This window comes from Psychrobacter nivimaris (genome assembly GCF_043419765.1).
GTDB lineage: Bacteria > Pseudomonadota > Gammaproteobacteria > Pseudomonadales > Moraxellaceae > Psychrobacter.
The window spans coordinates 574,173-590,226 of record NZ_JBHOFX010000002.1 but is presented as its reverse complement, the minus strand read 5'-3'; the positions used below and the strand labels follow the sequence as shown (position 1 = coordinate 590,226).

At 44.1% G+C, this 16,054-nt stretch carries 11 protein-coding genes and 1 pseudogene; 4 read left to right on the top strand and 8 right to left on the bottom strand.

The annotated features are described in order from the left end of the window. Positions 1 to 161: 161 nt before the first annotated feature. From prmA to mrcB, 3 genes are all read right to left on the bottom strand, one after another. Positions 162 to 1,088: a 50S ribosomal protein L11 methyltransferase gene (gene prmA, locus ACHEVO_RS05790; protein WP_341608918.1), complete on the bottom strand. Its 927-nt coding sequence runs from the start codon at positions 1,086 to 1,088 to the stop codon at positions 162 to 164. Between the two features lie 133 nt (positions 1,089 to 1,221). Continuing rightward, entirely contained in the window at positions 1,222 to 2,034 is an 813-nt protein-coding gene (locus tag ACHEVO_RS05785; protein WP_394124260.1) for a tetratricopeptide repeat protein, read from the bottom strand. Positions 2,035 to 2,114: 80 nt separating this feature from the next. Further along, a complete protein-coding gene (mrcB, locus tag ACHEVO_RS05780; protein ID WP_394124259.1) occupies positions 2,115 to 4,619 on the bottom strand; it encodes a penicillin-binding protein 1B in 2,505 nt (834 codons plus the stop codon). A gap of 437 nt (positions 4,620 to 5,056) precedes the next feature. Here mrcB and ACHEVO_RS05775 point away from each other — a divergent pair, with 437 nt between their 5' ends. Then, positions 5,057 to 7,870, top strand: a complete 2,814-nt coding sequence (locus tag ACHEVO_RS05775) for a heavy metal translocating P-type ATPase (RefSeq protein ID WP_394124258.1) — start codon at positions 5,057 to 5,059, stop codon at positions 7,868 to 7,870. Positions 7,871 to 7,987: 117 nt separating this feature from the next. On the opposite strand, the gene ACHEVO_RS05770 is transcribed toward ACHEVO_RS05775, so the two are convergent. Beyond that, the gene (locus ACHEVO_RS05770; protein ID WP_057759239.1) at positions 7,988 to 8,710 is read right to left on the bottom strand and encodes a Bax inhibitor-1/YccA family protein; all 723 of its coding nucleotides are present in this window, start codon (positions 8,708 to 8,710) and stop codon (positions 7,988 to 7,990) included. A gap of 319 nt (positions 8,711 to 9,029) precedes the next feature. On the opposite strand from ACHEVO_RS05770, the gene ACHEVO_RS05765 reads away from it, so the two are divergent. Both ACHEVO_RS05765 and ACHEVO_RS05760 read left to right on the top strand, forming a co-directional pair. Continuing rightward, positions 9,030 to 10,034: an NAD(+) kinase gene (locus ACHEVO_RS05765; RefSeq protein ID WP_179798759.1), complete on the top strand. Its 1,005-nt coding sequence runs from the start codon at positions 9,030 to 9,032 to the stop codon at positions 10,032 to 10,034. Between the two features lie 55 nt (positions 10,035 to 10,089). Beyond that, entirely contained in the window at positions 10,090 to 10,401 is a 312-nt protein-coding gene (locus ACHEVO_RS05760) for a YeaC family protein (protein WP_102094259.1), read from the top strand. A gap of 125 nt (positions 10,402 to 10,526) precedes the next feature. On the opposite strand, the gene ACHEVO_RS05755 is transcribed toward ACHEVO_RS05760, so the two are convergent. Together ACHEVO_RS05755 and csrA are read right to left on the bottom strand one after the other, a co-directional pair. Further along, positions 10,527 to 10,901: a HopJ type III effector protein gene (locus tag ACHEVO_RS05755; RefSeq protein WP_057759243.1), complete on the bottom strand. Its 375-nt coding sequence runs from the start codon at positions 10,899 to 10,901 to the stop codon at positions 10,527 to 10,529. A gap of 179 nt (positions 10,902 to 11,080) precedes the next feature. Next, positions 11,081 to 11,248 (bottom strand): annotated as a pseudogene (gene csrA / locus ACHEVO_RS05750) (carbon storage regulator CsrA); the annotation flags it as partial. Positions 11,249 to 11,262: 14 nt separating this feature from the next. Here csrA and ACHEVO_RS05745 point away from each other — a divergent pair. Then, on the top strand, positions 11,263 to 11,391 hold the full coding sequence (locus tag ACHEVO_RS05745) for a hypothetical protein (protein ID WP_394124257.1): 129 nt from the start codon (positions 11,263 to 11,265) through the stop codon (positions 11,389 to 11,391). A gap of 280 nt (positions 11,392 to 11,671) precedes the next feature. On the opposite strand, the gene ACHEVO_RS05740 is transcribed toward ACHEVO_RS05745, so the two are convergent. Together ACHEVO_RS05740 and alaS are read right to left on the bottom strand one after the other, a co-directional pair. Further along, a complete protein-coding gene (locus ACHEVO_RS05740) occupies positions 11,672 to 12,958 on the bottom strand; it encodes an aspartate kinase (RefSeq protein WP_057759246.1) in 1,287 nt (428 codons plus the stop codon). Positions 12,959 to 13,315: 357 nt separating this feature from the next. Next, complete coding sequence (alaS, locus tag ACHEVO_RS05735) at positions 13,316 to 15,988, bottom strand: alanine--tRNA ligase (protein WP_394124256.1); 2,673 nt, start codon at positions 15,986 to 15,988, stop codon at positions 13,316 to 13,318. Positions 15,989 to 16,054: the final 66 nt, after the last annotated feature.

The window sequence follows — 16,054 nt, the reverse complement described above, 5'->3', positions numbered from 1 at the left end:
CAAAAAAGTATGGTTATCAATACCGCTTAGCCACTCACCAATAGCTGCCCACAATACGCATTGTACTTTTTCAATTTCGATGAATTATGGGCAAAGACAGAGTGGCGTCAAACACATAACATTTGACTGCCCTCTATCGTAACAGATGTAATTAAATGTTGCTAGCTGGTAAATGTACCTGATAAACGCTGCCAATGTTGGTCTTCTTGCGCAGTAAAAGCATGCTTAGGATCCAGTGCAAAATATGGCTGATAAGCTTCAGTGACTTGCTCGGTTTGTGACTCAATCAAACCTGCTAATACAATACGGCCCTTTGGCGCAATCAGTGTCGCAAAGTAAGGTGCTAAACCAACAAGCGGCTTCGCTAAAATATTGGCAACAATCACTTCTACAGGCAAAATGTCATGTTGCGCGCAATACTCTGTAAATTCTTCTGGCAAAAATGCCTGCAAACGATCGCCTACATTGTTGCGTACCGCATTCTGATTGGTAGCAAGTACTGCCTGCGGGTCAATATCGACTGCATATACCTGACGTGCACCCAATAGCAAAGCAGCAATCCCTAGAATGCCTGAACCACAACCATAATCGATAACCACTTTGTCTGTTAGGTCTTGCTCTGTTAGCCAGTCTAGGCACAGGCGAGTCGTAGCATGATAGCCAGTACCAAATGCTAAGCCTGGATCCATAATGATATTGGTGGCTTTAGGGTTAGGCGGCGTTAGCCAGTCAGGCACAATCCATAAGTCATTAGCGCATTCGATAGGGTGATAGTTGCTCATCCACTCGCGCTCCCAATCCTTATCATCAACAGCCGTTAGCCAAATACGAGTAGCCTGTACTTGTGCAGCAATTTCATGACTTAATTGCTCAACCGCTTGACGACTACCAGCATCAGTAGTCGCATCAAACAATCCTGTTAGTATCACCTCATCCCACAGCGGTGATTCACCTGGAAGTGGCTCAAACAAAGGTTGATCGCCAGCATCGTCTAAAGCGATTGATAATGCACCTGCCTCTAATAAAAGCGCTTCAGCCAAGTCGACGTTTGATTTTTCACATTGTAAATGCAGTTGTTGCCATGCCATAAAGATAACCTTAAGCGGAAATAAAAATAAATGTAGGTGTTAGGGAATGCCCTAGATGAATCTACATACAATGAAATGCATGCTGTATATAGATGTTTTAACTAATGAATCTGAAATGTGCAGATATCAGCTATTAGCGTAGTGCTTGTTTTGCTTCATTGACCACGCGTGAGTTACCTTGAGCTTGTCCTGATTGCAATATAACTTGCCATAGTGCTCGTCTACGATTGCTATCTTGAGAGACGCTAAGACCACGACGTGCCATCGCTTCTGCCTTACGAGGTTGGTTCTTTTTTAATGCTACTTGTGCCAAATAAAAATATACCGCCGATGATTTGGGTGCTAGACGCTGCGCACGGGTAAAGCTGCTCTCGGCATTGGTTAGATTGCCCGCTTTCAACTGACTGATACCTACTTGCATCAAATTGCGAAACGCAGGCAGATTACTATTATTGCTGGCAGATTGTTGTGTACGTTGCTGCGAGTTTCTTCGAGCATGTTCAAGTAACTCATTATGCGACGGTACCGATGGCTCAGAGATTATATAGTCGTTACGAGAAGGCGCAATGATAACAGGGTCAGGCTGCATTATTTCTGGTGCAGGAGGCGTAAATATAGGTGTCTCTTGTGTTAATGGATTTGGCGTTTCAGGCTGGTCAACTGCATCGTAAGGCTCGGTTGGATAGTTGCTTTGATCATTTGCTTCAGTGATAGGCGCTTGAGCAGTTGTTGTTGATGGCACAGTCGGTTGTGACATTGGTAATGTTTGAACAGGCGTTGTTTGCACTGTAGTCGACGTGCTAGGTGCTGTTTGACAAGCACTTAGGCTTAGCATGCCAACGATCGCGCTGCCTGCAAGTAATGTATTGTTTGACGTGATTTTATTGCGCCATAGCACTATGGTTTGTTTTACTGAAGTAGTTGTCCGTAAAGATGACACCATCATGTTAAAACCTTTTTTAAATATTAAAAGCTAAATATCAAAAACACTATTAGAGTTATTTAACAGCTAGAGCCATTCAACAGCTAGAACCATTCAACAGCGCGGTCATACCAAGTATCAGCACGGTCTTCATCACCTTCACTTTGCTCGCTGCTACCTTCTGCACCCTCAGATTCAACAGCTTCGCCATTTGGAATCTCTAAACCTTCGCGGCGACGTTGTTGATTGATACCACCTTGCTGGTTCTGAAACTGTGTCTGTTCACGAGCGCGATCTTGCTGGTACAGGCTTAGCGCACAACTGCTGGCTTCTTCTGGTAGATGAGCTGACATTACTGGTAAGTAGCGAGCATTGGCACAGCGTTCATTAGACAGTTTGCCTGAGTTGTTCTCTAACCATAACCACTCGATACCTTCTGGCTCTGGTAGGGCAACTGGAGTCAGTTTTAGGCGTTTCATATAATCTACCCAAACTGGCAAGGCGCCAGTACCACCACTTAAACCAATCGGTTTATTATCATCACGGCCAACCCAAACGACACTTACATAGTTGCCACTATAGCCTGCAAACCAAGCATCGCGGTAGTCGTTTGTCGTACCCGTTTTTCCTGCTAGGTTTAAATTGCTGCCGAGTGATTGCGCACGTCTAGCCGTACCATTTGAGACGACTTGCTGTAATGCATAGTTGGTCAAAAAATTGGTTTCAGGTGGAATGCTACGCTGAGTGTTAAGCCCAGTACGCTGTAAAATACGGCCGCGATCATCAATGACCGTACGGATACTATGAATAGGCGTGCGGAAACCACCAGTGGCAAAGACTTGATAAATGCCAAGCATGTCCATCGGACTCAAATTAACTGAGCCTAGTAATGCTGATGGGTAAGGTGGAATTTTTTCTTTGATACCCATGCGCTGTAATTGCTTAGCAAAGGTATTAACGCCGAACTCCATACCTAAGCGTACTGCCGCTTGGTTATATGATTGAGATAGTGCCGTGGTAAATGGTACATAGCCATGATCACGGTTGTCGTAGTTTTTAGGGTTCCAGTCAGTACCGTCGTTTAGATTGACCGTAATAGGGGAGTCATCTACTGAACTGGCCAAGTTGTAACGACCGCTCTCAAGCGCAGTCATATAAATGATAGGCTTCAGTAACGAGCCGACTTGGCGTTTGGCATCTACCGCGCGGTTAAACCCTGTAAATTCACTACCACTACCTACTACAGATACTAGCTCGCCAGTCTCAGGGTTGGCACTCACCAACGCCCCTTGTAAATCCTTAGTTTTGCTACTGTTACGGCGCAGCTCACCAAGTTTTCTATCAACGGCTTTGTCTGCGGCCAATTGAGCGATAGGGTCTAGAGTACTGATAATAATCAGACCTTCGTTCTTGAGGTCATCAGAATAATAAACGGTATTTAGCTCACGTTTAACAATATCTAAGAAGTCAGGGAACTGGCTTTTGCCTTCAGCAGGTTTATCCACGATACCAAGCGGTTGCTCTAAGGCTTTATCGTAGTCTTCTTGGCTCAGTGTGCCCATTGTCAGCATATTGTTAAGTACCACATCACGGCGTGCTTTTGAGTCATTTGGATTGCGACGTGGATTATAGATACTTGGACCTTTTGCCATACCAACCAGCATCGCTTGCTGATCTAAGCGCAGCTCATTAAGAGGTTTGTCAAAATAAAACTGTGATGCCAAACCAAAACCATTGATCGAGCGATTGCCATTTTGACCCAGATAAATCTCATTCAAATAGGTCTGTAAAATCTCATCTTTGCTGTAATGCAGCTCAAGTAGCACGGCCATCAATGCTTCATTGGCTTTACGTTTGATAGTGCGATCTGAGTTGAGATAAAAGTTTTTGATCAGCTGCTGGGTGATGGTCGAGCCACCTTGTCTGGCACCACCAGTAAAGTTGTTAATTACGGCACGGGCGATACCACGTACCGATACCCCTTTATGCTCATAAAACGCGCGATCTTCGGTAGCGATAAGGGCATCAATCAACGGCTGAGGCACTTCGTCCAAAGACACAACCATCCGATCTTCATTACTGTCTGGATAGATACCACCGATATTGACAGGTTCTAGACGAATGATGCCGCTTTTGGCAGGCAGAGTACTCTGGATAGATTCTACTTTATTGCCAGAAATCGTCATTTTGATGACTTGCTCGGCATCTTTATCATTGGCGCTATACGTAAAGCCGCGCGTGTGAATAAAGTAAGTATTGCCTGTCCGATGATAGGTACCCGTGCGATCATAAGCTTTGTTGCTTTGATAGTTAAGCAACTCTAGCCATGTCTTCATCGTATCTCTATCGACATTGGCGCCTTGATACAGCTCAAGCGGCTGAGAATACACTTTGGCTGGAATGTCCCAGCGCTTGCCCTCAAACTTATGAGTAATGGTGCGATCAAGTTTGATCAAATACAGCGCCAACAGCACCATGCCTGCGATGATGATAATTAATAGCAGACTACTAAAGACCAAGCCGCGCTGCTGCGAGGGTAGCGTGTGCATAGCAGACTTAGATGACGCTGATAACTTGGTATTTGGTAACTTGTAATTAGGTTTTTGCACGGATGTCGCACCATTTTTGGATAAAAAACTGCCTCATAATGACGCAAATTGACAAATTTTTCAATCTATCATCGTCAACGCAGGCATTTATTGGTCGTAGGCCATGAGCGATGGTACTGCTCATAGCGATAGCTTATAGTATAATCCCTATTAAAATACCGATACTTGTAATAAAGCGTCAGTCACTTTCAATCTGGTAGATAAACGCCATATAAGATAACAATTTACGATTGCCCTCATGATGTATTTTGTATGAATTCGCTGTTGCTAATTGTTTGCTATTAGCCGTTTGTTATGAATACTATGCTACTAATGGTAGTGATATTTATGTGATTAAAAACGGCTCTATTGCATGACGTACAGTACAGTCAATACGAGCAAGTTTGCTTTAAATGAATGCATTTTGAGCAAGCCTGTCAAAGGAAGTAAGCGCGACTATGTCTAGTATCCCATCATCAGTATCATCTGCTACCAATCATTCTTATGAAGACACTTCTATCATCGAAGGCTTAGTGCTCCCGCTGGCTGACCACTGTTTTCACTGTGGTGATCCCGTACCTCAGCCACCCTTTTATGCTGAGATATTAGGTCAGTCACGAGAGATGTGTTGTATGGGCTGTCAGTTAGCTGCCCAAAGCATTGTAGAGGCTGGTCTTGAGCAGTATTATCTTGACCGTTCAGAGATTAACCGTACGGCAAGTTTGCCAACTCAGCTGACGCGTCTCGAGGTCTACGATCATGACGAGATAAAATCACAGTTCGTTTACGCGCAAGATGGCATGTCAGTAGCAGAGCTGTCTGTTAATAACTTACGGTGTGCTGCCTGTACTTGGCTGATTGAGTCGCGTCTCGATGAGCTAGAGGGTATTGGTAAGTGTCAGGTAAATTTGACCAACCAACGTATGCGGGTCATTTGGGATGAGAACAAATTACCCATCAGTCGCATTTTAGCGGTCATCAATGAAATCGGCTATGAAGCCAAGCCTTATCGGCAAGATACTCATGAAGCCATGCTGGCACGTCATAATAATCAAATGCTATTGCGTCTCGGCATCGCTGCACTAGGTTCTATGCAAGCGATGATGTATGCCGTTGCGCTGTATTTTGGCGAGTATAGCGACATGTTGATATTCCAACGTGACTTTTTGCGTTGGGTATCTTTGTTTGTGAGTACGCCTGTATTTTTCTATGCTGGCATTCCTTTCTTTACCTCCGCATGGTCAGCAATTCGTGCCCGCCAAGTCAATATGGATGTGCCCGTCAGTCTTGCGTTGATTATCACTTTCTTTGCTAGTCTCTACGCTACCATCACTGGGCAAGGGGAGACGTATTATGACTCGGTCAGCATGTTTATCTTCTTTTTGTTAGCAGGGCGTTATATCGAGCACAACGCACGTCTAAAAGCCGCGACTATGGCTAATGATTTGGTCGTGGTTGAGCCGGTATTGGTACAAAAAGTCGCTGAAGACAAATCAGCTGCCGAGCATATTTTACAACTGCTGAAAGAAAATACGTCTCAACAAGATGAGCTTATTAAAAGTGAGCTTACTGAAAATGAAACTACTAAAGGTGAGTCGGCTACAGTAGAGCCGACGCCTGATTTTATGCAGCGTATGGACGCCAATGTTTATCAGCTCACATCATGTATCGCTCAAGAATGGCAGCAGTCACGCAACCAACAGAATGCGCTATCACAAGCAGAAGACGATATAGAGTTAAAGCAAATGGTCACCGCTCATAGTTTACAAGTGGGTGACATCATTTTGGTTGAAGCGGGCTCTGAGATTATTAGTGACGGCATCTTGCTAAGTTCTACTGCAACGGTGTCACAAAGTCTACTGACGGGCGAAGGTGATTTAATTATCAAATCCCAAGGTGATTATATTGTTGGCGGTGCACAAAACGATAGCCAGCCGTTCGAAATGCTCGTCACAGCATTGCCAAAAGACAGCCAGATAGGCTTAATTGATCGATTGATGAATCGTGCCATGAGCGAAAAACCAAAATTGGCGCAGCAAGCAGATAAGCTAGCACGTTGGTTTGTGGCGCGCATTTTGGTGCTGTCAGTCTTGGTATTTGTCGGCTGGTATATTGTTGATCCAGGCCGAGCTATTTGGGCAACCGTGGCAGTCTTAGTGGCTACCTGTCCTTGTGCACTATCGTTGGCGACGCCGATTGCCTTGACCGTCTCAACCAATCGTTTAGCAAGCTATGGTTTTTTGACGACGCGTGGACATACATTACAAACGCTAGCTGAAATCACGCATGTCGCTTTTGATAAGACAGGCACGCTGACTTATGGTAAGCCAAATTTATTAAATATTGAGTTAATCACACCAAAAAGCCAGACCGAAATTGACGATTTATCATTAACAGCGCAAAAAGATACGCTGTTGGCCATTGCAGCTGCACTAGAAGTAGGGAGTCGTCATCCAATTGCCCACGCGTTACTGACGGCAGCCTATCAGTTACACCTGCCATCGACGCAAGCCGTACAGCATTATCCAGCAGGCGGGGTGGAAGCGATGATTGATAGCACTATATATCGAATCGGTCATAAAGACTTTGCGTTAGACAGAACAGATAATAGCGACAATGATATAGATGCAAACGATGATTTAACCATTAATCTGGTAGCTCAGCGAGCCAGCTCAGCAGTGGTATTGTCTTATCAAAATACTGATAGCAAAAAATGGCAGGCGCTAGCATGCTTTTATTTCAATGACAAGGTACGTGATAGTACGCAGTCGATGCTCGATACGCTTAAAGCACTAGGTATCGAGTCTGTTATGTTGACAGGTGACCCAAGCCCGCAAGCGCTAGTGATGGCTGAGAACTTGGGAATGCAAGCAGCATATAATGGACTATCACCAACTGATAAGGTCAATCATATCCAGCAACTACAATCCAACGGTGCCGTGGTACTGATGGTGGGTGATGGTATCAACGATGCACCAGTGTTAGCAGCGGCAGATGTCTCGACCTCAATTGCAGGTGCGGCAGACTTAGCACAAGTATCCAGTGATAGTATTATTTTAAACGGACAAATCGAAGCTATCACTGCGGCTAAACGTATCTCTGATAAGACGGAACGTATTATCAAGCAAAACTTCCGCTGGGCGCTCGCTTACAACAGTATCGTCCTGATACCAGCGGCTTTAGGCTATGTGCCACCATGGCTCGCTGCGATTGGTATGTCGCTCAGTTCGCTATTTGTCGTATTAAATGCATTGCGCTTAAAACGTGCTTAGTCTCTTTAAAAGTATTTAATATAAATAGGTCTGTAAAGTTTACTTATAAAAAAACCGCCTTCCATAAATGAAAGGCGGTTTTTTCTATACAGAGATACTGTTAGGTCGCTCTTAAAATTAGTCTTGTAGATAGCTTAATAGACGCATAAATTCGATATACATCCAGACTAGGGTCGCAAGAATACCAATACTGAACAACCACTCGTAATCTTCAGAAACACCCATCGCAACACCGCGATCAATATTATCGAAATCTAATAGCAAGGTAAAAGAAGCAATAACGATGACAAATAAGCTAAAGCCAATAGCGATAGCGCCACCTTCAAATAGGAACGGTAGTGATGAACCAAACGCTAAAGAAAGTACCCACTGTGCTACATAGACAAGCATAATGGCAATAACCGCTGAGGTCACGATAGAACGGAACTTTTCAGTAACCTTAACTAGACCTGAACGATATAGACCCAGCATAACTGCAGCGGTGACGAAAGTTGCACACATTGCAGTGACTGGTACTGTTGGATACATTCTCATGAAAAATAATGAGATACCGCCCAAAAAGATACCTTCTAGCAAGGCGTAAGGCACAGCCAAAGTCTTGGCTTTTTGCGGCTTGAAGGTAATAAAAAGAGCCAGAACAAACGCAGCAATCATGCTACCAAAGGCTGCCATCGTAATAAAACCTTGCGATAAACCTGCCATAAGCGCATAAAAGAAAAAGCCCACACCAGTAATGGCTGATAAACCAAGTAACAAGCTGGTCTTTTGGATTACGCCCTTGACCGTCATTGGATTACCGCCGATCGCAAGTTCTGCGCGACTGACAATAGGATTGGCCATACATAAGTCCTTAATAATAAAATATAAAAATAGTGATGTTAGTTACTTTAGCAAAACCGGCATTATTGTCAACTGTGTTTGCGTGACAACTGCTGCGGTGCAACCTCAGGCTGCTCATTGGCTAGCGCATCGGGCTACTGTATCGCTCAATAAGCTAATTGAAAAACTGAGCAGAAAGATCTAACTAAGTAAAACATTCGATAGCTTTTATATGGGGTCAGTTACGACAGTTAACAACGATAATTCATAAACATGCTAGTCTAAGCGCGCATTTATCGCTATCATTACCTTGTACTTCACCGTTATACCGAGTCGTTTTATGGAAAACTCAGCGCAGTCAGCAAGATTGCCACACTTACATGAATCAGAGCTATTCCACGCTATTAAAAACCCCGCCTTTAGGCGTATTGGTCTAATGGGCCGTGCTGGTAAACGTAGTGTCACTCAAAGCTTGGTACAGATTGCCCAAACCGTCAATGATATGAATTTGACGTTAATAATGGACGTACAAACGGCCAATTTGCCAACGCTTGACCTCACAGACATAGAAAGAGTCAAAATCGTCAAACGCGGTTTGATTGGTGAGATTTGTGACTTGGTTATTGTGGTTGGCGGTGATGGTTCGATATTACATGCCGCTGAGGCGCTAGCACGCTACCGTGTACCTGTATTAGGGGTAAACCGTGGCCGTTTAGGATTTTTAGCAGATGTAAAACCTGATGAAGCTGCCTTTAAGTTACGTCAAGTATTGATGGGAGACTATCAACTGGACCATCGGTTCTTATTGACGATGGAGATACGAGAAGGGCGCAAAATCATCCATGAAGATATGGCGCTGAACGACATCGTACTGCACGCTGGTAAATCCGTACATATGATTGATTTTCAGATGAAAATTGATGGACATGACGTTTATAGACAGCATAGTGATGGCTTGATAGCAGCAACACCGACTGGCTCTACCGCTTACGCCTTATCAGGTGGCGGTCCAATTATTCATCCGAGTATGGACGCTATTTGTCTGGTGCCGATGCATCCCCATACATTATCTAGCAGACCGATTGTGGTCAGTGGTAATAGTGAGGTCTGTATTCGTATCCACGAAGACAATCGTACTCAGCCGATGGTGAGTGCGGACGGTAAGCCAAGCGTGCCACTTGAGCAAGAGCAACGTCTCCATATTCGTAAGCATCCTGATAAGCTTACTTTGTTGCACCCACCTGGGTTTGACTTTTATGAGGCCTGCCGTACAAAGCTGCACTGGAACGTACATGCCGAAGAATTCAGTCTTGATGTCGATGATGATATTATAGACGATGAATAAGCGTATCTATTAGACCAAAATATGATGCAAAAAATGGTAGTGGAGAGTAGGCAAGATGGATAAACAAACAATACTAGCAAGTCTAACGCCCGAAGTGGTTGATAAATTTCGTATGGCGATTGAGCTAGGTAAATGGCCTGACGGTCGTAAGATTACCGCTGAGCAGCGTGAGACTTGTATGCAAGCTGTGATGGTATGGGAACATGAGCATCTGCCGCCAGCTGAGCGTACAGGTTATATTCATAAACCCGTAAAAGACGATGGTACTGTCGTTGGCGCTGAATGTGATGTCGAGCACGAGCATCACTACCCTAATATGCCGAATCCTAAAGGTGCGGTACAGCCTGTTAAGTTTCGTGATAAATAGATTTATAAATAAGTTGTAATAGTTGTGATAAAAACAATTATCATAAAAAACCACGCTATATAGCGTGGCTTTTTTTACTTTATCAATAATTAAATTATCAGAAATAGCTTAATCATCATAGACGATTAAATAGCAGTCGTATCGACACTAGGACGAACCGTTAGCGGGTTCTTTTGCATCAAAAATCCTTGCCAGCCCCAATGTAAAAAATTACGGATATTGGCATGATCGGTACCGTTAGGCGTTGCTTGAACCTTGGCATAATGCTCGCCAAATAGTTTAAGCGTGTCCAATTGGTTCAGACCATGGTGCTTAGCAAAACCAAAGATCTTTGCGCTACCTTCGTTCTCACCGGCTGCATTATGTACCATTCCATTTACGAAAGGGGCAGGTGCATAGCGATAAAAATCATCGATAAAGCTGATGACATCATTGAATCCAATGGCTTTTTTATTCAAACCATTAAGTAATGCCGATACATCTGATTGGCGGATACTCATAAATAAATGACCTCAGAGCAGATTAAAAAAACAATATAATATTTATGTGTGCTCAATGATGATAGTAGCCGTTGAGCGTTCAGCATTATAATTTAGCTAGCTTAGCGATTAAAATAGTCTTCGTCATCAAACGAAGGCGAAAAGTTGCCTTGCTCAAGATGCTGCATTTGCGACTGTACAGAACGCTCATGCTGAATACGTTGATAAATCTCTTCGCGGTGTACTGCAATATCTTTAGGTGCGTTTACACCGATACGTACTTGATTGCCTTTGACGCCTAGAACCGTCACACTTACTTCGTCGCCAATCATTAGCGTTTCGCCCACGCGGCGTGTCAAAATTAACATGCGTCACACTCCTTATGTCGCATCAACAAATTATTACTCATCAGATTACTTCTCAATTGCAGAACATCACCGCAGCACCAAACATGCAATATAACCATTATCACGATGCCAGATATCGTGCCAATAGCGGTAATGATAGGTAGATTCATTTAGCCCAAATGAAAGCCCCATTATAGGCGGCATAACAGATACTGTCACGGTTTTTCACAAAACTATTAGGTAAATGCTCATTTCAACTATGCTAAAAAATAAAAATAGGACCTAAAAAGATCCTATTTTATTTAAGTACTGTTTTTATTTAGATACTATTGATTCAAACGCTATTAATTTAAATGCTGTTTATCTACATACTATATAAAGTCATTAATAGCGGTTAATAGATAACCATCAATGCTAATGCTATATTTTAACAGTTTTTATGTCTTATAGCCCAGCGATTTTACTTTCACCGTCTTCACGATCTAGGCCAAATGCCGTGTGCAATGATTTAACGGCTTTTTCTAAGTGTTGATCTTGAATCAGAACCGACACTTTGATTTCGCTGGTTGAAATCATTTGGATGTTGATGTTGTTTTCAGCCAGTGTTTGGAACATAAGGCTAGCGACACCTGCGTGTGAACGCATGCCAACACCAACCAATGACACTTTAACAACTTCACTGTTGCCTAATATTTCTTTGGCGCCAATTTCATCTTTCACTTCTTCGTTAAGCACTTTTAGCGTCTTATCTAAATCAGTGCGGTTAACCGTGAAAGTAAAGTCAGTAGTACCGTTATCCGAAAGATTTTGTACAATCATATCGATTTCGATATTGGCACGACCAATTGGGCTTAAGATAGCAGAGGCGATACCAGGATGGTCAGGCACGCCGCGTACTAAGATTTTTGCTTCGTCTCTGTTGAACGCGATACCTGAGATGATTGCCTGTTCCATATTGTCTCCTTCGTCTATCGTAATTAGGGTACCCACGTTGTCTTGAAATTCTTGGTCAAAGCTACCGTCTGTGTTTTCATCAAAGCTAGAGAGTACACGTAGCGGCACGCCATATTTACCAGCGAATTCTACTGAGCGAATTTGTAGAATCTTGGAGCCAAGACTTGCCATTTCAAGCATTTCTTCAAACGTAATTTTTTCAAGCTTTTTGGCTTTTGAGGTCACACGAGGGTCAGTGGTATAGACACCATCAACATCGGTATAAATTTGACACTCATCAGCGCCTAAGGCCGCAGCAATCGCCACACCTGTGGTATCAGAACCGCCGCGCCCTAATGTGGTCGCGTTGCCTTCTTCATCGATACCTTGGAAACCTGCCACAATAACGATATTGCCAGCATCTAATTGCTCGCGTATGTTTTTGTCATCGATGCTTTCGATACGGGCTTTGTTATGTGCGTTGTCGGTCTTAATCGCGACTTGGCGACCAGTCATTGAACGGGCACCAATACCAAGCTCTTTAATGGCCATGGCAAGTAGTGAGATAGAAACCTGCTCACCTGTTGAGACCATTTGATCGTATTCGCGAGGATCAGGCTGCGTGCTAATTTGGCGAGCTAGATCAATCAAACGGTTGGTTTCGCCGCTCATGGCTGAGACCACGACGACCACTTGATGACCATTGTCATGCCAGCGTTTGACTCGTTTGGCGACGTTTTTGATGCGGTCGATACTGCCCATCGAGGTGCCGCCGTATTTCTGTACTATTAACGCCATAAAAATCTACCTATTTATTCAATAATGACTTTTTATTGTCATTGAGGAGAGTCAATGTGATGCTCGTCAATGCTTGTATAGATAAAGCCAGATGATAAGAGTTATGCCTTTAGGTGTTTCGTTCTTCTAATGGTATCTATCAACCTTATGGAATGAACAATATGCCCAAACGTTGACCTTTATACCATATCTACCGCATAACTTTAAGCCTCAGGAGCGCTTAGATATATGGCGATTGGTTATAGTAGTTATAACCAATCATGTATTCTATGCGTAGTAGAGTAAAGCTATACAGTAAATATAAGGTACATTGTGAGACGCTATGCCAATATATTCGCGAGTTTAACATTCACTAGCTTAGCTAAGCTGGGTTTCAATCCAAGCAGGTAGAGCGCTGATAACCGCTGTACTGTTGCCAGACTTCGGTGCACCGCCTTGAGCGTAGTCAGGCTTACCGCCACCTTTACCACCAAGCTCACCTGCCAAATGACGAATAATATCACCAGCCTTCACTTTGGCAGTAACAGATTTTGCGACGCTCGCTGCGAGTGCTAATTGGTCATCTTTATCACCAATCAATACAATCACGCTATCAGGCAGTTTTGATTTGATATCGTCCATCAGTGTACGGATAGATTTACCATCGATACCGCTTAATGTACTGATAAGAACTGGCGTACCTGCGATCGTTTGTACATCATCAAGCAAATTGGCTGCTTGAGCGCTGGCTATTTTTTGTTGCAAACGCTCTAGTTGTTTTTCTAGGTCACGTTGCTTATCAGCCATAGTACGAACACGCTGCGCCACTTCAGGACGTTTTACTTTCAGCTGACTTGCCAATTCGCTCAGTTGTTGCTCGCTTTGCTGAATATTTTTGACCGCGTTCATGCCAGTGACAGCTTCAACTCGGCGGATACCAGCAGCAATACCAGACTCACTGGTGATTTTTAGCACACCAATATCGCCCGTACGCTGTACGTGCAAGCCACCGCATAGCTCGATAGAGAAAGGCTTGCGCTGACCATCAACGATACGGTCTGTACCCATGGTTAGGACTCGAACGTCACTACCGTACTTTTCGCCAAACAGTGCCATAGCGCCTTGGTTCATCGCTTCGTCAATCGACATGTGCTCGATACGGGCAGGGGTGTTGGCTTGAATTTGCTCATTAACGAGACGTTCGACACGCATGATTTCAGCGGCGCTAACAGGCTTATCATAAGCAAAGTCAAAACGTAGTACTTCGCTTGAGACTAGTGAGCCTTTTTGCGTGACCGCATCGCCTAGCACTTCTCTTAGCGCTGCATGCAATAGGTGAGTGGCCGAATGGTTTTTGGCACTGGCTGCACGAATGCTAGACAGTACTTGCGCTTCAGCGGTTTGCTTAGTACTGATATCGCCCATGGTTACGACACCATAATGGATAATCGCCTGACCAGATTTTTTGGTATCTTGTACTTCAAAGACGCCAGATGCTGTACGAATTTCACCAAGCTCACCAACTTGACCACCACCTTCAGCATAAAATGGGGTGCGATCCAATACCACAACGCCTTCCATGCCTTCTGTTAAGCTGTCTGCTGGGTTGCCGTCTTGATAAAGTGCATCAATAGTCACGCCGTCTTCTTCAAGCTGCTCATAGCCAATAAATGTCGTTGGCGTTTCTACTTGGATGACACTGCTGTAATCGACATCAAACTTGCCAGCATCACGCGCACGCTCACGTTGTGCCTGCATATGCTCATCAAATTCTGCTTCATCAATAGCAATACCGCGCTCACGAGTGATATCGGCGGTCAAGTCAAGTGGGAAACCATAGGTATCATAGAGCTTAAATGCCGCTTCACCAGATAGCGTATCGCCATCTTGTAAGCCTTCAAGTTCGCTGGCAAGTAAACGCAAGCCTTGAGCCAGTGTTTTAGCAAACTGTGCTTCTTCTTTTTGAATGGCGTTTTCGATGACGCTCTGCTTGTCTTGTAGCTCAGGATAAGCACTGCCCATTTCAGCGACAAGTGGTGCTACCATTTTATAGAAAAACTCACTATCAGCGCCAAGCTTGTTGCCATGACGTACCGCGCGACGAATGACACGGCGCAATACATAGCCGCGACCTTCATTACTTGGCGTGACACCATCAGCAATCAAAAACGCCACGGCACGAATATGGTCGGCGATGACTTTAAGTGATGATTGTTGCTCATTATTGATTTCTAGGATTTCAGCCGCCGCGTCCATCAAATGGACAAACAAATCGATCTCGTAGTTGCCATGGACGCCTTGCATAATGGCACTAATACGCTCAAGCCCCATGCCTGTATCGACGCTAGGTGCTGGCAGTGGTAACAGCGTGCCGTCTTTTTGACGATTGAACTGCATGAATACACAGTTCCAAATCTCAATATAGCGATCGCCGTCTTCTTCTGGCGTACCTGGCAAGCCGCCTTCGATGTCGGCGCCATGGTCATAAAAGACTTCGGTACAAGGGCCACAAGGACCCGTGTCACCCATTGTCCAAAAGTTATCAGAAGCGTAAGGAGCACCTTTGTTATCACCAATACGAATGATGCGCTCACTTGGAATGCCGATGTTTTTATTCCAAATCTCAAAGGCTTCGTCGTCAGTCTCATAGATAGTGACATAAAGACGATTTTTATCAATCGCTAACCATTTATCTGAGGTCAAAAACTCCCAGATATACTCGATGCCTGCTTGCTTGAAATAATCACCAAATGAGAAGTTGCCAAGCATCTCAAAGAAAGTATGGTGACGTGCGGTATAGCCGACATTATCCAAATCATTATGTTTGCCGCCAGCACGTACACACTTTTGAGAGGTTACTGCACGTGTATAGTCACGTGGTTCCATACCCAAAAAGGTTTCTTTAAACTGATTCATACCGGCATTGGTAAATAGCAATGTCGGATCATTGTGTGGAATCAAGCTAGACGATGAAACTTGGGTGTGCTGCTTGCTTATGAAAAAATCGATAAAGGCTTGGCGAATATCGGCTGAGCGAAATGGCTGGCTCACAGCGGCTCCTTACTGACGGATAGAATTGAGTAAATGACATAAAATAATTTTGCAAGCGATTTTAGC